This window comes from Enterococcus sp. DIV1208 (assembly GCF_050530455.1).
GTDB lineage: Bacteria > Bacillota > Bacilli > Lactobacillales > Enterococcaceae > Enterococcus_B > Enterococcus_B hirae.
Genome location: NZ_CP172887.1, coordinates 2,671,389 through 2,691,971, shown reverse-complemented (window position 1 = coordinate 2,691,971; position 20,583 = coordinate 2,671,389). Strand labels below are relative to the sequence as shown.

At 36.4% G+C, this 20,583-nt stretch carries 19 protein-coding genes; 13 read left to right on the top strand and 6 right to left on the bottom strand.

Translation table 11 applies throughout. The features are described 5' to 3' along the window. Positions 1-37: 37 nt before the first annotated feature. The 9 genes from IGK91_RS12485 to IGK91_RS12445 all read left to right on the top strand — a co-directional run bounded on the left by IGK91_RS12485 (position 38) and on the right by IGK91_RS12445 (position 11,255). Complete coding sequence (locus IGK91_RS12485; RefSeq protein WP_010737248.1) at positions 38-556, top strand: GNAT family N-acetyltransferase; 519 nt, start codon at positions 38-40, stop codon at positions 554-556. Between the two features lie 116 nt (positions 557-672). Then, positions 673-1,635 (top strand): tRNA dihydrouridine synthase, encoded by a 963-nt coding sequence (locus tag IGK91_RS12480; protein ID WP_010720657.1) that lies wholly within the window; start codon positions 673-675, stop codon positions 1,633-1,635. Positions 1,636-2,373: 738 nt separating this feature from the next. Beyond that, complete coding sequence (locus IGK91_RS12475) at positions 2,374-3,864, top strand: phytoene desaturase family protein (protein WP_081123402.1); 1,491 nt, start codon at positions 2,374-2,376, stop codon at positions 3,862-3,864. After that, positions 3,851-4,720: a phytoene/squalene synthase family protein gene (locus IGK91_RS12470; RefSeq protein ID WP_010737250.1), complete on the top strand. Its 870-nt coding sequence runs from the start codon at positions 3,851-3,853 to the stop codon at positions 4,718-4,720. Before IGK91_RS12475 ends, IGK91_RS12470 begins: the two co-directional genes overlap by 14 nt. Positions 4,721-4,980: 260 nt before the next feature. After that, a complete protein-coding gene (locus tag IGK91_RS12465; protein ID WP_010720654.1) occupies positions 4,981-5,274 on the top strand; it encodes a WXG100 family type VII secretion target in 294 nt (97 codons plus the stop codon). Positions 5,275-5,425: 151 nt separating this feature from the next. Next, positions 5,426-5,701 (top strand): EsaB/YukD family protein, encoded by a 276-nt coding sequence (locus IGK91_RS12460; RefSeq protein WP_010720653.1) that lies wholly within the window; start codon positions 5,426-5,428, stop codon positions 5,699-5,701. Then, positions 5,702-6,874, top strand: a complete 1,173-nt coding sequence (gene essB / locus IGK91_RS12455; protein WP_081123400.1) for a type VII secretion protein EssB — start codon at positions 5,702-5,704, stop codon at positions 6,872-6,874. A 214-nt stretch (positions 6,875-7,088) separates the two neighbouring features. Next, a complete protein-coding gene (gene essC, locus IGK91_RS12450) occupies positions 7,089-10,781 on the top strand; it encodes a type VII secretion protein EssC (RefSeq protein ID WP_430605307.1) in 3,693 nt (1,230 codons plus the stop codon). Between the two features lie 30 nt (positions 10,782-10,811). Further along, a complete protein-coding gene (locus IGK91_RS12445) occupies positions 10,812-11,255 on the top strand; it encodes a hypothetical protein (protein ID WP_430605306.1) in 444 nt (147 codons plus the stop codon). Between the two features lie 347 nt (positions 11,256-11,602). Here the strand turns inward: IGK91_RS12445 and IGK91_RS12440 are convergent, their stop codons facing one another. Together IGK91_RS12440 and IGK91_RS12435 are read right to left on the bottom strand one after the other, a co-directional pair. Further along, positions 11,603-12,835: an SWIM zinc finger family protein gene (locus IGK91_RS12440; RefSeq protein WP_430605305.1), complete on the bottom strand. Its 1,233-nt coding sequence runs from the start codon at positions 12,833-12,835 to the stop codon at positions 11,603-11,605. 157 nt (positions 12,836-12,992) lie between these two features. After that, on the bottom strand, positions 12,993-13,460 hold the full coding sequence (locus tag IGK91_RS12435) for an Rrf2 family transcriptional regulator (RefSeq protein ID WP_010737255.1): 468 nt from the start codon (positions 13,458-13,460) through the stop codon (positions 12,993-12,995). Positions 13,461-13,587: 127 nt separating this feature from the next. Between IGK91_RS12435 and IGK91_RS12430 the strand changes: the two genes are divergently transcribed. Both IGK91_RS12430 and IGK91_RS12425 read left to right on the top strand, forming a co-directional pair. After that, positions 13,588-14,436, top strand: a complete 849-nt coding sequence (locus IGK91_RS12430; RefSeq protein WP_010737256.1) for an SDR family oxidoreductase — start codon at positions 13,588-13,590, stop codon at positions 14,434-14,436. Between the two features lie 444 nt (positions 14,437-14,880). Continuing rightward, complete coding sequence (locus tag IGK91_RS12425; RefSeq protein ID WP_010737257.1) at positions 14,881-15,321, top strand: DUF2798 domain-containing protein; 441 nt, start codon at positions 14,881-14,883, stop codon at positions 15,319-15,321. A gap of 152 nt (positions 15,322-15,473) precedes the next feature. Here the strand turns inward: IGK91_RS12425 and IGK91_RS12420 are convergent, their stop codons facing one another. Then, positions 15,474-15,989 carry a PadR family transcriptional regulator gene (locus IGK91_RS12420; protein ID WP_010720645.1) on the bottom strand — a complete coding sequence of 172 codons (516 nt, stop codon included), beginning with the start codon at positions 15,987-15,989 and terminating at the stop codon, positions 15,474-15,476. A gap of 112 nt (positions 15,990-16,101) precedes the next feature. Here IGK91_RS12420 and IGK91_RS12415 point away from each other — a divergent pair, with 112 nt between their 5' ends. Then, positions 16,102-17,316: an MFS transporter gene (locus IGK91_RS12415; protein ID WP_034700062.1), complete on the top strand. Its 1,215-nt coding sequence runs from the start codon at positions 16,102-16,104 to the stop codon at positions 17,314-17,316. A gap of 262 nt (positions 17,317-17,578) precedes the next feature. Further along, entirely contained in the window at positions 17,579-17,896 is a 318-nt protein-coding gene (locus IGK91_RS12410; protein ID WP_010737260.1) for a hypothetical protein, read from the top strand. 88 nt (positions 17,897-17,984) lie between these two features. Here IGK91_RS12410 and IGK91_RS12405 read toward each other — a convergent pair whose 3' ends face one another. From IGK91_RS12405 to proB, 3 genes are all read right to left on the bottom strand, one after another. Then, positions 17,985-18,329 carry a hypothetical protein gene (locus IGK91_RS12405; RefSeq protein ID WP_010720642.1) on the bottom strand — a complete coding sequence of 115 codons (345 nt, stop codon included), beginning with the start codon at positions 18,327-18,329 and terminating at the stop codon, positions 17,985-17,987. Between the two features lie 103 nt (positions 18,330-18,432). Continuing rightward, entirely contained in the window at positions 18,433-19,677 is a 1,245-nt protein-coding gene (locus tag IGK91_RS12400; RefSeq protein WP_010737261.1) for a glutamate-5-semialdehyde dehydrogenase, read from the bottom strand. Next, positions 19,674-20,480, bottom strand: coding sequence for a glutamate 5-kinase (gene proB / locus IGK91_RS12395; RefSeq protein WP_181934444.1), 807 nt, complete (start codon positions 20,478-20,480; stop codon positions 19,674-19,676). The genes IGK91_RS12400 and proB overlap by 4 nt, the downstream gene beginning before the upstream one ends. Positions 20,481-20,583 lie beyond the last annotated feature (103 nt).

Here is a 20,583-nt window from a genome sequence, read left to right as displayed (position 1 = left end):
TCTTATCTAGTATAGAAAAATAAAAAGGGGATATGGAATGACAATTGAATTTCGCAAAACGACGTTAGCTGATGTGCCAGCCGTCATGAAAATCATTAATGAAGCAAAACGGTTATTAGCTTCCGCTGATAGTCCGCAATGGCAAAATGGTTATCCAAATGAAGAAACGATCAGGCAAGATATCGAAAAAACATGGTCTTATGTTTTGGTAGTCGATGGAATCATTGCTGGAACATTAGCCTTACAAAAAACATCTGATAAAAATTATCAAGAAATCTTTGAAGGAAGTTGGGAAAAAGCTGATGCGCCCTATACAACAATCCATCGCATTGCACTAGCTGATGCATTTCGCGGACAAAAGCTGGCTTACCGACTCGTTGAGTATGCAGAAGCAGAAACAAAGGCCTTAGGAATGGCACAAGTAAGAGTTGATACGCACAAAAAGAATACTAGTATGCAACGTATCATGGCTCATTGTGGGTTTGAGTTACGTGGTATCGTCTATGTCGACGATGAGATAGACAATGAACGATTGGCGTATCAAAAATTGCTTTAGTAAAGGAAGCAGTGGTTTTGCTTCTTTTGTTGATTCCTAGTATAATGACTCTGTTTTTTAGAATAGTGAACGAAGAGTATTACATGGCGAAACTACAATGAAATGGAGAGTTATCAGTGAAAGAAAATTTTTGGGCAGAATTACCGAAGCCCTTTTTTATATTAGCACCAATGGAGGATGTCACAGATGTGGTGTTTCGACATGTTGTGCAGGCGGCAGGAGCGCCCGATGTGTTTTTTACAGAATTTACAAATTCCGATAGTTTCTGCCATCCTGATGGTAAAGAAAGTGTCAGAGGTCGCTTGACATTTACCGAAGATGAACAGCCGATGGTTGCTCATATCTGGGGTGATAAACCAGAATTTTTTAGACAAATGAGTATCGAACTAGCAGAAATGGGTTTTAAAGGGATCGATTTGAATATGGGATGTCCGGTTCCTAACGTTGCTGAACGTGGGAAAGGGAGTGGCTTGATTCTTCGTCCAGAAGTTGCAGCGGAACTGATCGAAGCAGCGAAAGCAGGAGGATTACCTGTAAGCGTCAAGACAAGAATCGGCTATACAGAACAAGAAGAGTTGGAAGGTTGGTTGAGTCATTTATTGAAACAAGATATCGCCAATCTTTCTGTTCATTTACGTACGAGAAAAGAAATGAGTAAAGTAGATGCTCATTGGGAGTTGATCCCTCAAATCGTAGCATTAAGAGATCAACTTGCGCCACAAACGTTGCTTACGATCAATGGCGACATTCCTGATCGGCAAACGGGCTTGGAATTAGTTGAAAAATATGGTGTAGACGGGATTATGATCGGTCGTGGGATCTTTAAAAATCCTTTTGCTTTTGAAAAAGAACCAAGGGAACATTCAGCAACTGAATTGATTGATCTTTTACGTCTGCAATTAGATCTCCAAGACCAATATGCCAAAGAAATCCCCCGTTCAATGACTGGGCTACATCGTTTCTTTAAAATCTATGTCAAAGGATTTCCGGGCGCAAGTGACTTACGTGTTCAATTAATGAATACTAAATCGACCGACGAAGTCAGAGCGCTTTTAAATGCTTTTTCTAATCAAGAGTAACCGATGAAAATTTCAAGAATACTGTATTCTGTTTGTATTTTTGAATCTTATAAAAGAAATCAGAGGTAGATAAAACGCCGAATGATCCGAATGAATTTTCGTGATCATTGGGCTTTTTTTGTAAAAGTAGTTATTTAATGAGAAAATTGAATGGCAAATGAGACAAAAATTGTCACAGTCTCTTCTAGTATCTCTAAAAACGAATAAACGGCGTTCAAGAAGCAACTCCTCAACAATAAGCGATGATTTTCTAAAACATGAGGAGCTGTTTCAAAAAATTCTTTCTTATTGTCATCAGAGCTACCCGATGTTTTCACGACCTCTGATTCACGGTGTTCAAAGAGCTGACCTTCGGCGATAAGTCAAAAAATCTCAAAACATGGGAAGCTGTTTCGAGATTTCCATCCTTAATGCTCCTGCGATTACTCGTCGCAGTTTTTACTTGGTGAGCGCTCAGGTCAAAACCCTCTTTTCACGACCTCTTGTTCACGGTGAGACAAAAGTAGCATCTTCGGAAATAAGCTGAAATTTACCAAAAATTTGAGAAGCACCAAGTAGGTAACAATCAACATCAAAAACTAGTTTTTGTGTTTCTTGTCAATTTTCGGAAATTCCTTCTTATTTCTTGATGCTAAACACTTTTGTCTCAACCTCTTTGAGCATATTAGTTTATCACTTGATAAATTTTGCGTTATCATTAAATTTATCAAGTGATAAAAAAGGTAAGTAGGTGATCCCATGAAAAAAATTATTGTCATTGGGGCGGGAGTAGCTGGATTAAGTGCCGCAGTTCGGTTGCAAAAGCTAGGATATGAAGTCACACTGTACGAAAAAGATCGTCAAGTTGGCGGGAAAATGAATCAAATCAAAACGGCAGGATTTACCTTTGATTTAGGGCCAACGATTGTAATGATGCCAGAAATTTATCGGGAAGTATTTGAATTTTGTGGGAAAGACCCCGATGACTACATTTCAATGAAAAAAGTTGATCCAATGTTAAAACTGTATTTCAACAAAGAGGAACCAATCGAGTTTTCCAATGATTTAATTGAATTGACAAAGACGTTGGAAAACATTTCGTCAGAAGATACACAAGGTTATTTCGCATTTTTAGCAGATATCTATCAGCGATATACGATCGCAAAAGAAGCCTTTATCACGAAATCATTTCGTGGTTTTTGGGATTTTTATAATCCTAAATCATTATGGGCAGGGATCCGCTTGCGGACATTCAGCGATGCGTATACGTCTATTTCTAAATTTGTGAAGGATGACCGTTTGCGTAAATCATTGGCTTTTCAAACACTTTATATCGGGGTATCGCCTTATCAAGGACCCTCTTTATATACGATTATTCCAATGATCGAATTATTTTATGGTGTTTATTTTATTGAAGGTGGAATGTATACGTTAGCGACTTCATTGGCTCGATTGTTTGAAGAGTTAGGTGGAAAGATCGTTTACGAAACATCAGTAGATGAAATCCTAATTGACAATAAGATTGCTAAAGGGATCCGAATCGGGAAAGAACAAGTGATGGCTGATGCTATTGTATGTGGCGCTGATTTTCCTTATGCGATGAAGGAATTAATTCCTGATGAAAGAAAACGGGGAAAGTATACAAATAAAAAAATCGCTAAATTTGAATATTCATGTTCTTGTTTTTTGATGTATCTTGGCTTAGACAAGAAATACCCAGAGGAACACTTGCATAGTATTTATTTTGCAGAAGACTTTAAAAAAAATGTTGATGATCTCTTTGAACGAGGAAAGTTACCAGATGATCCATCTTTTTATTTGTACCGACCGTCATTGATGGATGATTCGCTTGCACCTGAGGGTCAGGAAGGCTTATATGTCTTAGTACCAGTGCCAGAATTGTCAAAATATGAGAAGTGGACGGAACAAACGATGCAAGCCTATCGCCAAAAAATCATCCGATTGCTCAAAGAAAAGACGATTTTTAAGGATATCGATGAGCATATCGTATCCGAAACATTGATCACGCCCAAAGATTTTTCTGAACGTTTCAATGCTTATAATGGAGCGACTTTTGGCTTAAAACCGACATTGAAACAAAGTAATTATTACCGCCCGCATAACAAATTTTCTGCAGCAGAAAATTTATATTTTTGTGGGAGTAGTACCCATCCTGGCGCAGGGGTACCAATTGTTATGCAAAGCGCAAAATTAGCGGTAGAGGAGCTGTTGAGAGATGATAACCATTAACAATGATCCTTTTCAAGAATACCAAAAAGATTTTGCCTATTGTGAATCAATCATCAAGAAAAATTCAAAATCGTTTTACCTGGCTTTCTCACAGTTGCCTAAACGAAAAGCTCAAAGTGTCTATGCCGTGTATGCGTTTTGCCGACGTGCAGATGATTTGATTGATCGCGACAACAATCAAGCGGGATTGAGACAGTTAGAACGGCAATTGCTAGATTTTAATGAGGGAAAGGTTCCCAACGATCCAGTCTGGCGTGCGTTATCAGTGGTCTTTGACAATTTCCCCATGGTAACCGCTCCTTTTTTTGATATGCTGACTGGTCAACGAAAAGATGCTGATTTTAAGCAACCAGAAACAAGAAAAGATCTTGAAGAATATTGTTATTACGTTGCAGGTAGTGTAGGTTTGATGTTGCTTCCGCTTTTAACTGAGCGCCCAGCTGACATCGTTGTACCAGCTAAAAAATTAGGAGAAGCGATGCAGTTAACGAATATTTTACGAGATGTTGGAGAAGATTATCAAATGGGGCGAATCTACCTGACAAAAGAAGACATGACTAGATTTGGGGTGGCAACTACCATGTTAAAAGAAAAGCAAGCCCAAACACAATTAGTCGCTTTATGGGAATCACTGGCTAAGCAGGCTGAAAACTTATATGAAGAATCATTTGAAATGTTTCCTCTTATTACAGAAGATTGTCGTCAAGCACTTGCCAGTGCTGCGTTTATTTATCGTGAGCAATTAAATATCGTGAGAAAACAGCATTATTCTTTATTTGATAATAAGAATAAAGTTAGTCATTATCGAAAAGTACAGCTTTTAAAAGAGGTCAAAAGTTATCTCAAAAGCTATTGAACCGTCTGATTATTAAAGAACCGAATATAAATTCAATATTGTTGTTTTCAAACGATCATTAGTTGAAAAAATTGAAAGCAATGAGCCCGAGACCAAAAAGGTTGTCGGGCTTTTTATCACTGTTTTGTTACATAGGTCTTTCTATGCGAGAAAAATTTTCAGATAAAAATAAAGATTTAGCGGAATATTTTAGAACTTGTCGTATATTATTCATGACCAAGGTAATAGTTTTACCAACTAAATGCTAGGAGGATGGAAGAATGGGACCAATTGCAGTTACGCCTGATCAATTAAAATCACAAGCGAAGATCTATCAGCAATCAGCGCTCCAAATACAAGAGGCTATCCGAAAAGTAAATACGATGAACCAGCAAATTGCACATAATTGGAAAGGACAAGCTTTTCAAGCATATCTTGATCAGTATCACCAGTTAGAAGGTAGCGTTAAACAAATGACACAATTATTTGAAAGTATTTATGAGCAACTCAACAACTATGCGAATACCGTCTCAGAACGGGATCGTCAAGATGCTCGGAATTTTGGGTTGCTATAGCGTTTATCAGTAAAAACCAATCTTCGTTTGACTTGTACCCATTAAAGCAGCAAATGTCAGTTGTTTTTTAGCTATTTTCATTTGGTTTTTGTTTTGATTCCTTGACTTTGAATGTAAAAAATAAGCCATACATGAAAAAAGGGGTAACTCAATGAAACAGGGAATAGTCATTGATATTTGTTTGCAAATCGAACAGCAAACGATCGACTTGCAAATACCTAGGGAAATAACCATTAGGCGCTTAAAGGAATTATTTGTGAACGCGCTTCAGGTTTCTTCGATCGTGCTACCGGCTGCGTTCGATTTAGAAGTGACAAATAAATCAATACGATTGAATGAAGAATTTCTTTTATCAGATTATCCAATTAGTCATGGTGACCAACTGTTAATCAAGCCACGTATCCTTAATGGTGGTGACAACAAGTAATTGAAGAGCGAAAAGGATGTATTTAAAAAAGAAGGTATTAAAATAACCGATGAACGAGTGGAAATTCAGCTACAAGCGAATCAATATGCGCTGGATCAGATCGAACAATATACATTTTTTTTAAAACCTAAAAGAAATTTACTGGCAGGTGACGTTAGCCATTTATCTACAGAAAAATTAATCATTCAATACAAAAAAACAAATCAAATGAAGTGTTTCTCACAGGTTTTGATTAAATTAGATTTTTACCAACGATTATTGCTTGCCCAAAAAGTCAATCAATTGTGTGATTTTATGAATGGACCGATCCAACCATTGTTTCATCCCGATAATTTGTTTCTGTTTGGAGAAGAGATTTTTCTTGCACATCGAGGGTTTATGCAAGTTATCGCTCCATATACGGTCACTGAAAATGATTTTCTGAAGCAATATCGGGCACTGGTGTTGGCTATCTTATATCCTAATTTGAGTTATGAGAGTTTAAATGGAGGAAGTGAAGGATTAACAGATGACTTGTCGAAATTGCTCCATGGAGCAAAAAATGTAACAGAAATCAATCAGATTATTAGCGACCAAATCGAAACACAAAAGGAGATTCGAGCGACAGAATTACGTGTGGTCAGTAGGAAAAATTACTTTATTTTTAAACGGGGTAGCCTTTTATTCAGCTTGTCAACCATCCTTTTTGCTTTATTAACAGGAATTTATGCGTTTTATCAATTACCACAGATAGAACGGAGCGTGGATGCACAAGCAAAATATATAGCCAAGGATTATGCAGGTGTTTTAACGGCTTTAGCAGATGTATCCCCCAGTTTGTTTTCTCAAAGTATCAAATATATAGTGGCTGTTAGTGTCATTCAATTAGATCATTTAACTTCATTAGAAAAAACAGCTATTTTAAATCAATTATCTCAAGAGTCAAGTGAGAATCGTTTGCTTTATTGGATTTACATTGACAGAAATAATCTCCAACAGGCATTGGATATCGCTCAAAACATTGGAGATGAGCAGTATCTTTTGCATGTCTATACTAAGTTATATCTGACAGTAAAAATGAACGATCAAATGAGTGGTGAAAAAAAGCAAAAATTACTAAAAAACTATCAAGAAAAAATTAGTCAATATAGCAAAAAGCCAGGAGAGAATAAATCTGAAAATCCCACAAAATAAGACACTATGCACCGAAAATCAGATGAATATCAGTCTTTCCATCCTTTTTGATCTCTTTTATTTTGGGGAGATGTTTATTCATGAAGTATTTACTCAAAATGATAAAGAGCTGGTGATCGCCGGCAAAAAAATCTGTTATATCAAACAGCATATAAATTTTTCAGACTCTTCGATCAAAGATGATCCGAGGTTTCTGATATTAAAGCATGAAACATTGCAGAGAAAGTGGATCGATCCACCGAAGCAATTGATTGATATTTCATGTGCAACAACCTCTGCCTTGATGATTGAATCAGATGCAATGATTGCGATAGATTATCAGGATAATAACTATCAATTGAGTATATATCCTAGTAAAGCACCCGTTTATTATAATCAGCAACTTGTAACAAAAGGTGTATTTACTTTCCAAGTAGGTGATCAGATCGTAGTGGATCAGTGGATTATCGAAAGGCGGGAAAAGCAGTGGCAGATCATCGGTTTAGGTCAAGCGATCCAATTAAATCCATGGGTACTTTCTGAAGTCCCTTATATACCTGAATATCCTAAGCACTTCCCCTTTTTTAGAAGAAGCCCTAGAATCTATCTGGAAGAGCCAAAAGTACAAGTGGAGGTTCGATTACCGAGACACGAAGCAGCTCAGGAGAAACAATCCTTTTTTAAATTGGTTCTCCCGTCTTTAGGCATATTTATCTTAAGCGGAATGTTTCTATTTTTTAGCAATCGAAACCTGCTTCTGATACTAGGTATGTATGGACTTAATTTATTGACGTCCAGTATCTCTACTATCAATTATTTATTAAATAAAAAGAAAATAAAACGAAAAAAAAGTGAACAAAAAATAACTATCCAACAATATAGAATCAAAAAAGCTTTTGAATTAAACAGGTTACAGCAAAGACAAAAAGAAGTTTTACAGTACATGTATCCTTCTAATAATCAATTAGCACGAATGACAAAGGAATGTCATCCAAGAATCTATGAACGTCGACCAAAGGATAAAGATTTTTTAACCGTTTGCTTAGGAATAGGCGAACGTCCATCCAGTTTTAAAATTGTTAGTTCTTATTTGGATGAGGATCAATGGAACGATGAAATTCTATCCGATTTTATTCGTCCTTATCAAAAATTAAAGAACGCACCTATTGCGATTTCATTAGCAACTCAGTCAGTGGGGCTTGTCGGTCCATCGAATGTTTTGCAGGAAGCTCTTCAATCTTTACTATTTCAAATTTCTGTCTTGCACTCTTACCAAGAGGTTGAGTTTATCACTCTTCTTCAAGAAAAAGAATATGAAAAAACATGGAAAAATTGGCGTTGGTTACCACATCATACGTTGCGATCCTTTCCACTTAAACAAAGAGGGCTCCTATTCAATTTAAAAAATCGAGAGTTGGTTTTAAGTGCATTTTATAAGATCCTTTCTAAAAGGAAGCAAAAACTACAACATGCTGATTATCAGAAGATAGCTTTTAAACCAACTTATGTTTTTTCAATTATCACAGAAGAAGGCTTGTGGGAGCATGAAATCAGTGAGTTTTTAACGGAAGAATTAAATCGGTATGATGTCGTAGTTATTTGGGCGAAGGAATCTATCGATCAGTTGCCTGAAACTGTAACGACGTTAATAGCGTATCAAAGTCAAGATATTGCTATGTTGATCAATCATAAAGAACAACACATTAATCAACCATTTACACCTAATCGTTTACCAACTAGTTATCCACTTGAACAAGCAATTTTTCGCTTAGCTAACTTATTCCATGAAGAAATTGAAAATCAAAATCTGCCAGAAAAAATCAATTTATTAGAGCAATATCAAGTTCAGACTGTTGAGGAGTTAATGATTTCTAAGCGCTGGTTGAACGCAGAGCCAAGTAAGACATTGCGTTCATTGATCGGCTGGCAGAGAAAAAATCAGGGGATCTACTGGGATCTCCATGAACAGGCACATGGACCTCATGCTTTAATTGGTGGCACGACTGGTTCAGGGAAGTCAGAATTTCTGATTACTTATTTAGTGGGATTAGCCATCAATTTTTCTCCTGAAGATGTAGGGATTCTAGTGATTGATTGGAAAGGTGGCGGCCTCGCACAAACAGTAAGTAAGTTGCCACATTTTATGGGTGCGATCACTAATTTAGACCGAGTTGGTACGTCCCGTGCATTGATCAGTATCAAAGCGGAGCTGGAAAAGCGACAAAGGTTACTTGCGACCTATGAAGTAAACAACATCAATGAGTATATGCAGTTATACAAACAACGAAAACAAAGGAACGTTTCTGCGTACCCTGATCAGCCGCTGCCTCATCTTTTTCTAGTATCCGATGAGTTTGCCGAATTAAAAGTCAATGTGCCAGAATTTTTGGAGGAGCTGACTTCAGTAGCGCGGATTGGTCGTTCACTTGGCGTCCATTTAATTTTAGCTACCCAAAAACCAGCCGGAGTAGTCAACGACCAAATCGAGGCGAATAGTAAAAGTAAAGTGGCATTGAAAATGGCAAGTGTTCAAGACTCAAAGGAACTTTTACAAACAACAGATGCAGCTTATGTGTCAAGACCAGGGAGGGGTTATCTTAAGGTAGGAGAAAATGACGTCTATGAATTGTTCCAAAGTGGTTATACAAAAGCACCCTACGCACCAAACCAATCTCTTGAAGATGAACGGATCGTTGTTGTGAATGAATTTGGTCAAAAGGAAGTCCTCTTTGCTCCTACAGAAAAAGATTCGAGGAAAGCAGCGGGCAGTATAGTTACGCAATATGAGGCAGTCAGAAGGTTGATTGTACAAACTTTTCAACAATCAACATTCAGCCAACCATCACAACCTTGGTTACCAGAATTACCAACGTGGTTAGTAATGCCTATCTTTAAAGGAAATGAACGGAATACATTAAAGGTTCCTATAGGCTTGTTAGATGTACCTCATGAGCAAAAGCAAAGTCATTATTACTATGATTGCGAGAAAAGTAGTCATACCGTTGTATTCGCTAGTTCTGGATATGGAAAATCTACGTTATTACAAACAATTGTTTTAAGTCTTGCAAGACAAAATACTCCAAATCAAGTATGGTTTCATCTAGTTGATTTTGGTACTAATGGCCTTTTACCGTTGAAGAAGTTGCCACATGTCGTTGACATCGTCACTTTAGAAGAAGAAAAAAGACAAAAAATGTTTGTGAGAATCAAGCGATCATTGGCGGAGAGAAAACAACTGTTTAAAGAAAAGGGTGCCACAAATCTCTACCAATACCAAGAAAAAACGAGCATCCAATTACCGATCATTTTTATTATATTAGATAGCTACGAGAGTTTGGGGATAGAGGATAAACGAAAAGATTCCATCGATGAAACAATCGTGCATTTACTAAGAGATGGTGCAAGTTTAGGGATTTATCTTATTCTATCTGCAAATCGTGTCGGGAGTATTCGCCTAAATATGATGAGTCAATTTGCAACAAAGCTGTTTATGTATTTACATGATGAAAGTGAAATCAAACAATTGCTGGGAAGAGAAGCGATTGTTGCGTTGCCTATTAAAGGAAGAGGGCAAGTGATGCTTGACCGACCAACGATATTACAATTTTATTTACCCACTAATGGTCAAAATGAATCAGAAATATTCGAAAAAATGGCAGAAGAAATAACAAATATAGATCAAGACTGGGTAGGAAAACGTCCTGAAAAAATCCTGATGGTGCCCGAACGGTTAACGCCAAAACTTTTCAGTCAGTTTGTGCGCAATAAAGAAAAAGACTTGGTGTATCTAGGTTTGAATAAGCAAACAGTTGAGGTGGAATCATTTGCATTTTTTCTTGGAAAGCAGCTAGGTTTATTTTTTACTTCCAATGTACAATTGCAGAGGATGTTTTCATGGTGGCTATCACAAATGATGGATGTGGAATAAAATGTTATTTTAATCGATGTTTCTGGAACATTGGAGCAAATAAAAAACGAAGTGACTTCGTATTTTAGCTTGCATGATGTCGCAAAACGAAGTGAGAAATTTACTCATTTCTGGGATGAACTGTGGTTCACGCCAAAAACGAGAAAAATCGTGGTTCTTAATGGACTGGCTGATTTCGTGGAAGAAATGGGGTTATTCTCGGGAGAAGTGGGCAAGTTATTAAATAGAGGAAATTCGTGTTTTCAATTCATTTTTATTGATCTGTTAGCGAAAACTGGCAACTTTTATGGTGGAATGACTCAAATAGTAAAAGAAAATGTTTCTCAGATCCTTTTTGATGGGAGTCTCCAAACTCAAGGATTTGTTGATGATTTTACATTTACAAGAGAAAATAACCCAAATAATAAAAATAGTTTTTACAGTTTAAAGGATGGAAAGTTGGAAATCATAGTAGTTCCTGTCGAAGAAGAGTGAGGGTAAAAATGATACCGCACTAAAAATAATGTACCCGAACAAGAGGGCACGGGTGCATGGGTTAGCTCCAACAACAGAAGGAAGAATTTTTTGTAATAGCTTCTCAAGTGTTCGAAAATTCATGCGATTTCGAGGAATTAATTCTGGAATGTCTATTTGGCAAGAAGGTATGCTCACCATTTATTCATTTTTACACCTAAAAGAGTCTGGGAAGTCCTTTTTTGTCCCAGACTCTTAACGGTAATTTTTTTGAAAACTTCTTCTTATTATTGAAGTTTAAAGCATTTTTTTCTGTCTTTGGCAAAAAACTCAGGATCACTCGTAAATAACGTTGGCATAATAAATAGTTACATTTTTTTTTCGAGTAATTTTAATTCTTGGATCATTGCTTTTTTTCGCGGGTATTTTTCTTTTAATTCTTTGATCAACAATTGAACCGAGATCATGCTGTTTGGTAAAGTAGCCATTTCTTCAATATATCTCACCAGTTTATGATAATGATTCCGAGTAGTCACAGTGTGGGCTATTTTCCGCAATTCATATTCATATTTCTGTAATAGTGCTTCGGGAGTCTGTTTTTTTAAAATATTGAAATAACGATTAGCTTCTTTGATTCCAGAGGTCTCTAACACACGATTCAATAATAGATCATAGCATTTTTCCTGTGAATAAAGTAAGCCAATGTCTTGATGATTATGTAATTCTTGGAACAAACGGTTTCGCAACGATATCCATTCGTCTTTTGAACAAGTTTTTTTCAATTGGTGAACTAGATTCATATCTAATGCATCATTCTCAATCAATAACTTAAAAACTTGATTTATGTATGCTTCTTTTTTTCCTAATTTATAATAGAGTTTTTTTAGAGAATAACGATGAAGTTGAACGAGATCAGGAGATTGACGATCCAAAAGCAGACTCTCCTGTAGTACTTTTTCTGCTTCTTTGTATATTCTGTTTTTAAGTAAGTAATTAACATATTGTGTCCTGATAGTAGGGGAGTGCCAGTTTTCTTGGATAGTATGTTGAATTTTTTGCTTGGAATAGTTTAAGTACTCCATTTGTTTAACAGATAAAATTTGTTTCTTTTTTTTCAATCCTCTTTTTTTGTCTGCGGGTTCTTTCTTCAACGAGGAAGCAGATTGTTTCTCATAGTATGCTTGATATTTATTGATATCAAAAGAAGCATCTGAATAAATATATTGTTGAAAACGTTTTGCTAAGTGGTCATTTTCCTTTAAAATCATCTTTAAAAAAGGACGGATTTGTGAATCTTCCGCGTAGGAAACCAAATATGCGCTGTTATTTGCATCTTTCTTTTGTAAGTATTTATTGTATTCGAATAAAACGGCTACTAAATGGGGACAATGATCGTTCGATAAGCAGGGGCAGCTACAAACCATTTTTTCTAAATAAAAGTGGTCAACGAGGTCAATGATTGCATGATAGTTTTCATTACTAGTAATGTTGGCAGTAATCTGTTTTTGCTTAACCTTAAAGTTTTTTACCTGTTCCCCAATAAAATAGGAGTATCCTAAATCTATTGTAGTTTCTAAAAAATATTCTTTCCAGTTGTTCACCTAATCTCCTCCTTTATATTAATTCTTACTTAATAAGTTTAACGGATAAATGGATGAAAAACAGTATTTTTTTGTTGATACGTAAGTTATTTAATTTTAATATAAATGGCTATTTTTAGGTATATTTTTTTATAGTAAAATAATTACCAATTGTTGTTTAAAGAAATTTTTTTATTCTTTCGTGATTGTGAGGGCGTTTTTCAATTTCTAATACAGCAATTTTGTGTAGCAAAGAGTCTAACGTGATATGTGACATTTCTTCCTCTACTTTTGCTTGGAGTTGGGTATAGCTTGCCGTCAATGTTTCTTGAATATTCGCACCAACGATACAATTTGGGTTTGTTTTCGGATCCACTTGAATGAGATTAGTATTTCCTTCAATACTTTTATAAATATCTAAAAGTGAAATTTTTTCAGGAGAACGAGCTAAAGAAGGTGCAGCTTTTCCGACTTGCGTAATAATCAAATTCGCTTTTTTTAGTCGGCTCATGATTTTACGGACATTAGCTGCACTGGTTTCAATACTTTTCGCAATCATCTCACTAGATAACATATCGCTATCTTGAAAAATTGCTATGTAGGCTAAGATGTGGATCGCATCGCTCAATTGTAAAGAATATTTCATACTATCCCATTCCTTTCGACGTTTATTCTTGACTTATTTTAACATACTCTTTAAGATAATGGTGTAACTTAAAAATGTACAGGTTCTATTTAAAAAATTTATCAACGTGAAAAAAGGAGTGGTTAGAATGAATTATCTCATTACTGGAGCAACTGGTGGTTTTGGTAACTATGCTATGGAGTACTTAAAACAGCTCGTTCCTCAGGAAAATATCTATGTGTTGGCGCGGAATGAAGAAAAGGGGAAAACACTTGAAGAAAAGGGTTGGAATGTCCGTTTCGGAGATTATGCTGATTATTCTTCTATGAAAAATGCCTTACAGGGAATTGATCGCTTGTTGTTTGTGTCTGGTGCACCTGGTAATCGGCAAGCTGAGCATGAAAATGTTGTGAAGGCCGCAAAAGCAACTGGTGTTTCTTACATTGCTTATACTAGTTTTGCTGATGCCGATCACTCGACCAGTATTCTAGCGCCAGATCATCAGTTTACAGAGAAAGTAATTGCTGATTCTGGAATCGCACATACTTTTTTACGTAATAATTGGTACTTAGAAAATGAATGGCCACTCATTGAACTTGCCTTAAAGAATGGGCGCTTTATTTATTCAGCAGGTGAAGGCAAAACTGGCTGGGCATTAAAACGAGAATATGCCGAAGTTGCAGCAAAAGCACTAGCAAACTTGAACTTTCCAGAAGTTCTTGAATTATCGGGTCAACCGATCACGTATGAAGAACTAGCTAAAGAATTAAAAGAAGTGACAGGCAAACCTATTGATATCGTGGCTACCAATGACCATGAGTTCATCAAAAATTTAGAGGAGGCTGGTTATCCTGAATCTGCTGCACAAATGTTTGCAGCTATTCAAAAAGATATCAAGAATAATCAACTCGATGTTTCCTCAAAAGATTTTGAACAAGCTTTGGGACATCCACTTGTCTCTTTAAAAGATGGACTAGAAGAATTGTTGAATCAATAGTTGTAAAAAGCGGTTGAGACAACGTTTTTAATTTTATAAAACAAGGGTAAATTCTCACAAGTGACAAGAAGTATAAAAATAAGGTTTTTACGGTTGACACTTACCTGCTTACTGTTTCTTATTGAGTTTATTGCTGAAAGTTTAGTCAGTGAAAACCGTGAACAAAAGGTCGTGAAGCATCGTTTAGCTCTGATAACCTTAAGAAAGATTTTTTGGAACCAGTTTTTTGGTTTTGAAAAATTCGGACTTATTTCAAAGAGTAGCTGGTTGAACACTGTTTATTCGTTTTCACACCTATTTAAAGAGTCTGGGATCAGGCTCTTTTTTTGCATTTAAGTGATAAGTAGAAGATTGACTTTTTTGAATGTAATAAAAAAAACACTTACGAGAAAATGAGAAATATGCTACGATACTTTTCGTGACAAATTTAAAGGAGTGGTATAGTTGCCTACAAACAAAAAAGAAGGAATTATTTTTACATCACTAATGTGTTTTCTCATGGTCTTAGGAATGAGTGTGTATAATCTCTGGCTTCATGGGGATTTATATTTTTCAAATCTATTGATTGGTTTAGTTCCAGGATTCATCGTGGCTTTTATTTTAGATGTCTTTATTGTTGGTGTGATTGCGAAAAAAATAGCTTTCAAGTTGCCAGTAAATTCAGAAAGTAAATTTCAAATGATCGTAACGATTTCTTGTCTGATGGTCCTAGGAATGGTTACCTGTATGTCGTTGTTTGGTGTTGTGATTGAGCAGGGAATACCTGACCAACTATTTTCAGCGTACCTTACCGCATGGAAAATGAATGTGATTGTTGCATTGCCTTTGCAATTACTAATCGTAGGTCCTATCTCTCGATTGGTATTAAGCACGATCCAAAACTAAAAAGATCTTTTAGATTATAAAAAAAGAGGATGCGACTTGTTTAGCATCAAGAGATAAAAGAACTTGCCTAAAATTGCGTACACGCTTATTAGGAAGTTTCGTTTATTTTTTGAATGAGCTACTTCAGTCACATGCTCTTTTTTTAAGAACAATTAATCAAAAAATGTTTGCATCATTTCACGAACCTGTGTACACCATTGTAGTTCTTGCTGGCAAAGTAAAATTCTTCGTTGAATAACGACATAACGTCCAAATTCCTCTTTTTTATTTACTGAAAGATCTGCTAGTTTTGCTTGGTTTTTTTGCATGATTTTGTTTAATTGTTGTTCTCTTGTAAATAAAAGACCCGTCGCTGTTGTTTTATCTAAGGTAGAAAAAGCGTACAGTTTGGCTAAAAATTCATCTTTTTGAGTAGGAGCAGGGGTCTCTTCTTTGATCCATTCTTCTACGATCGCTTTTCCTTCATTGGTAAGGGTATAAATTTTTTTCTGCGAATGTTCTTCGATTTCCAGGACAGAAATATAACCTTTCTGGTCTAATTTAGCCAGTGTCGTGTAAATCTGACTGTGGTGAGCTTCCCAGAAAATGGTGATTAATTGTTTTAGTTCATAACCGGAACGAGGTTTAGACAAAAGAACGCATAATAAGATATAGGCTAAAGTATTCATACGATACCTCCTGACTGGTTTTCTCTTATTATAGCATATTTTTTATTTTTGTTTTTACATGTGCATATTGACATGTAAAATAAATCATGTATGATGCTAGGTAGAGAAAGGAATGGGGAATTTGGAGAATCAAATAGAAATCAAAGAAGAACTAACAGAGAAAGGACAGGAACAAAGTAAAGGAAAGAATTCAGCGTTAGTAGTCGCTGCAACTTGTATGTTTGCGTTTATGGGAGTTGGCTTAGTAGATCCCATTTTAAAAACGATTGCTGCTCAATTAGATGCAACACCTGCCCAAACGACATTATTATTTACGAGCTACATGTTGGTAACGGGAGTAGTGATGTTGTTTACAGGTTTTTTATCGAGTCGAATTGGTTTGAAAAAAACATTGATGGCAGGTTTGGTCATTATTGTTGTATTTGCTGGCTTAGGTGGATTGTCCAATGATATTGGTACATTGATCGGATTGCGTGCTGGTTGGGGTGTAGGGAATGCTTTATTTGTTTCAACAGCACTTGCGACTATTGTAAGTATTTTAGTGGGTAACACTGAAAAAGCTATTATGATGTATGAAGCAGCACTAGGCTGTGGGATGGCTGTTGGACCATTAGTTGGCGGCATACTAGGAAGTGGCTCGTGGCGGTATCCTTTTTATGGAGTAGCTACGTTGATGTTTATTGGCTTTTTAGCATTGGCGATCCTTCTTCCAGAGGCAGGAAAACCACAAAGGAAGGTTGGTTTTTGGGAAGGGGTCAAGGCGTTAAGTAATCACAAATTGCGTTCCGTTGGTCTGATTGCCTTATTATATAATTTTGGTTTCTTTACGTTACTTGCCTATGCACCATTCTTATTAGTGGGGTATAGTGAGTTAGAGGTCGGTTTTGTTTTCTTTGGTTGGGGCGTTTTATTAGCAATTGCTTCGATTTTTGTCGCACCAGTACTAGAACAAAAATTCACTACTTACCGAACGATTTTAGCAGCGTTTGTTTTCTTTATTATTTGTTTGGCGTTACTAGGTGCCGGTTCAACTATCCAAATTTTAGTGCCAATCAGCATTGTACTTTCAGGTTTTTTCCAAGGGATCATCAATACATTATTGACAACGATTGCTATGGAGATACCAGGTTTACCAAGAAATGTGGCTTCTTCAAGTTATAGCTTTGTTCGTTTCTTTGGTGGGGCATTAGCGCCATTTATTGCAGGGATCATTGGCGAAAAACTAGGTGAAAGTTATGCTTTTTATTTTGCTGCGATCATTGTCGTAATTAGTGTCTTTTGTATTATTCATCATCAAAATTATTTTGTAACAGATGAAGATCAATAAAAATGAGGTTTTGAAAGAAAGAATAAAAACCGAAAAAAATAGTTAATGATGAATCAATAAAACCTTGAATTTCACATACTGTGTTTCAAGGTTTTTTTTCTGTTATTTGTGACGTTCGATCTACAGTTCTGGTAACTGGTATCGTGAGAGGGTTTATTTTTAACATGTGTTTCAACGAAAAAGGTCAATGAATACACTGTTTTTGTCATAAATCATGTTATGATGAGAATAAGACACAGCCAGTAAAAAGTGAGGAAAAGCGATGATTGAAGAATATTTCAAAGAAGTAGGTATCACGTTGGTTGAACTTCCCATCGAGTTGGTGGATGATCGACCCGTTTATGGTGGTTATCTAAAAGAGCTGCCTGTAATCAATGCGACAGGAGAATCTCGAAAAATCATGCACCAGAAACTAGCGAGTATGTATCAAGCCTATCGTGAACAACTACTTACAGATATGGAAATAGAAAAAGAAAAAACAATGAATCTGTCGACAGAAGAATTGTTAAGATATTATGATGGTGAGACATTCGATGGGTTTGCCATTTTTTCTAACGATAATGAAGATCATCTTGGCTAAAATAAGCTATTATCGACTTAAAATTACGCTTAATGCGTTTCTTTTAGTCGATAATAGCTTATTTCACTCATTGTAGTTATGAGGCATTCTAGTTAAAGCGCTTGGGTAAGTTGTTTTTGTTTAATTGATATTTGAAAGACAAATGGAAAATTCCGGCAATCAATAAAGTGATCGTATAAGCAATCGAATGGTGGAACGCTAGATTGTAATTGATCACAGCTAAAATGCCTAAAGCGAGCATATAACTAACATGTAGCCTTTGAACAATGCCTTTAGGACCAATTTTTTGAAGATAAACTTGCCATTTTTCCTGAGTGGGATTAAAATTTCTTTTTTTTATTTGGAAAAAAGTGGCTAAAATCATCACTCCTATAAAGGCAGCGATGTTTAAAGAAATCAAGTATACTAAAAATATCGTGAAAATTTCGAACATAAAAGTAACCTTTCTAACTAAAAAACTTTTCAAGAATCAAAAAATAAAGAAAAATTTTGTCATATTTTTATTGTGAAGACTAAAATGTTTCGTGTGAAACATTTTAGCGGATTTGACCTTCGCCGTAAATGATATATTTCGTAGAGGTCAGTTCATTCAATCCCATCGGACCTCGAGCATGTAATTTCTGAGTAGAAATACCGATTTCAGCACCAAAACCAAAAACAGCTCCGTCAGTAAAACGAGTTGAGGCATTCACATAAACCGCAGCGGCGTCCACTTCGTTCAAGAAACGTTGGCTTGCTTGGTAACTATCCGTAACGATGGCTTCAGAATGTTTTGTATTATGGCGATTGATATGGTCGATCGCTTCATCTAAAGAATCAACGACTTTCACAGCCAGAATATAGTCTAGATATTCCGTATCCCAATCAGCTTTTTCTGCAAGGGTTGCAGTTTCTAAATATTCCATGGCACGCGTATCTGCACGTAGAGAAACCCCATGATCTACTAATGCTTTTTCAATAACAGGTAAAAAGAAAGGGGCGATCTCTGAATGGATCAACAATGTTTCTGCAGCATTACAAACAGATGGACGAGAAGCTTTTGCATTGACGATGATATTCGTTGCCATGGTCAACTGAGCATCTTTATCGATATAAATATGATTGTTACCAGTGCCAGTCTCAATGATTGGGACTGTGGCTTGTTCCTTCACTCTTCTGATCAAATTTGCGCCGCCTCGAGGAATCAACACATCTAAGTACTCTGTTAATTTCATTAATTCAGCAGCCGTTTCATGAGATGTATCGTCCACAAATTGAACAGCGTAAGGAGACAGGCCAGCATCAGTTAACGTTTGTTGCAGAAGCTTCACTAATAATTGATTGGAAAAGAAAGCTTCCTTTCCGCCTCTAAGAATAACGGCATTTCCTGATTTAAAAGCCAAGCTGGCTGCATCAGTCGTCACATTCGGTCTAGATTCATAAATGATTCCGATGACACCAAGTGGGACACGTTTTTTTCCAATCAGTAACCCATCAGCATTCTTCCACATTTGTTCTACTTTTCCAATTGGATCCTCTAATGAAGCGATTTTACTGATTTCTTCAGCCATATCATGGATACGCTCAGGCGTTAAGCGTAAGCGGTCAAGCATCGTTTCGCTCATCTGATTTTCGGTTGCTTGCTCTAAATCTTTCTGATTGGCTTCAAGTATCGCTCCTTGATTTTTTTTGAGCATCAATGCCATCTGTTTGAGAAGGTCATTTTTCTGTTCTGTACTCATCAAAGCAAGAGTTTGGGCGCTTTGTTTTGCATTTTTTCCAAGTTGATTTAAATCAGTCATATGTGTTCCTCCTTAAATAAGGTTCCAAGTTCTTTACCGGCTAAAAGATCGAAGATAATGGTAGGATTTTTTCCGTTTGCCAGGATCATTGTACTGTTGGCTTCAAAAATACGTAATGCTGCTTGTAACTTACTAGACATTCCTCCTGTTCCAAAGGTGCTGCCAGCACCACCCGCTTGTGCCATTAAACACTCGTCAATGACCGAAACGGTTTGATACATCTTTGCGTCTGGATTTTTTGAAGGATCGGCGGAATAAAATCCGTCAATATCAGATAAAACAATTAATAAATCTGCTGTGATCAATTTTGTAACGATCGCAGATAGTTGATCATTATCACCAAATTTCGTTGTATGTTCAAGTTCATCGACTGCTACAGTATCATTTTCATTAACGATCGGGATGGTTCCCATTGCTAATAACTGTTCAAGTGTGTTGATCACATTGACTCGACTTTGAGGAAAATCGATCACATCCCGAGTAACGAGGATCTGAGCTGTTTGCTGATTGTAAACACTGAAACGTTGATTATAAATGTTCATCAATTCTGCCTGTCCGATCGCAGCAATTGCTTGTTGTTCCGGGATCGTTGTGGGGCGTGTAGCTTGATTCATTTTGTGCATCCCGACACCAACAGCGCCGGATGAAACTAATACGACTTCTTTCCCTTGATTCCGAAGATCAGACAAGACAAAGGCAAGCTGATCAATCGCAGCGAGGTTGATGTTTCCATTGGGATAGATTAAAGTACTCGTTCCCACTTTAATAACAATTCGTTTGGCTTTTGTAACTTCTTTTCGCATGTGACACCTCTAACTAAATACACGTTTTGATTTCGTTCTATTCTACTTGTTTTACACCATAAAGTCATGTATAAAATTTATTTTTTTATGACAGCAGTATTTT

Bases quoted from the DNA above. Each gene is read 5' to 3' on its own strand.
- IGK91_RS12485 (WP_010737248.1), top strand. From the start codon at position 38: ATGACAATTGAATTTCGCAAAACGACGTTAGCTGATGTGCCAGCCGTC.
- IGK91_RS12475 (WP_081123402.1), top strand. From the start codon at position 2,374: ATGAAAAAAATTATTGTCATTGGGGCGGGAGTAGCTGGATTAAGTGCC.
- IGK91_RS12470 (WP_010737250.1), top strand. From the start codon at position 3,851: ATGATAACCATTAACAATGATCCTTTTCAAGAATACCAAAAAGATTTT.
- IGK91_RS12465 (WP_010720654.1), top strand. From the start codon at position 4,981: ATGGGACCAATTGCAGTTACGCCTGATCAATTAAAATCACAAGCGAAG.
- IGK91_RS12460 (WP_010720653.1), top strand. From the start codon at position 5,426: ATGAAACAGGGAATAGTCATTGATATTTGTTTGCAAATCGAACAGCAA.
- IGK91_RS12435 (WP_010737255.1), bottom strand. From the start codon at position 13,460: ATGAAATATTCTTTACAATTGAGCGATGCGATCCACATCTTAGCCTAC.
- IGK91_RS12430 (WP_010737256.1), top strand. From the start codon at position 13,588: ATGAATTATCTCATTACTGGAGCAACTGGTGGTTTTGGTAACTATGCT.
- IGK91_RS12420 (WP_010720645.1), bottom strand. From the start codon at position 15,989: ATGAATACTTTAGCCTATATCTTATTATGCGTTCTTTTGTCTAAACCT.
- IGK91_RS12415 (WP_034700062.1), top strand. From the start codon at position 16,102: ATGGGGAATTTGGAGAATCAAATAGAAATCAAAGAAGAACTAACAGAG.
- IGK91_RS12410 (WP_010737260.1), top strand. From the start codon at position 17,579: ATGATTGAAGAATATTTCAAAGAAGTAGGTATCACGTTGGTTGAACTT.
- IGK91_RS12405 (WP_010720642.1), bottom strand. From the start codon at position 18,329: ATGTTCGAAATTTTCACGATATTTTTAGTATACTTGATTTCTTTAAAC.
- IGK91_RS12400 (WP_010737261.1), bottom strand. From the start codon at position 19,677: ATGACTGATTTAAATCAACTTGGAAAAAATGCAAAACAAAGCGCCCAA.
- proB (WP_181934444.1), bottom strand. From the start codon at position 20,480: ATGCGAAAAGAAGTTACAAAAGCCAAACGAATTGTTATTAAAGTGGGA.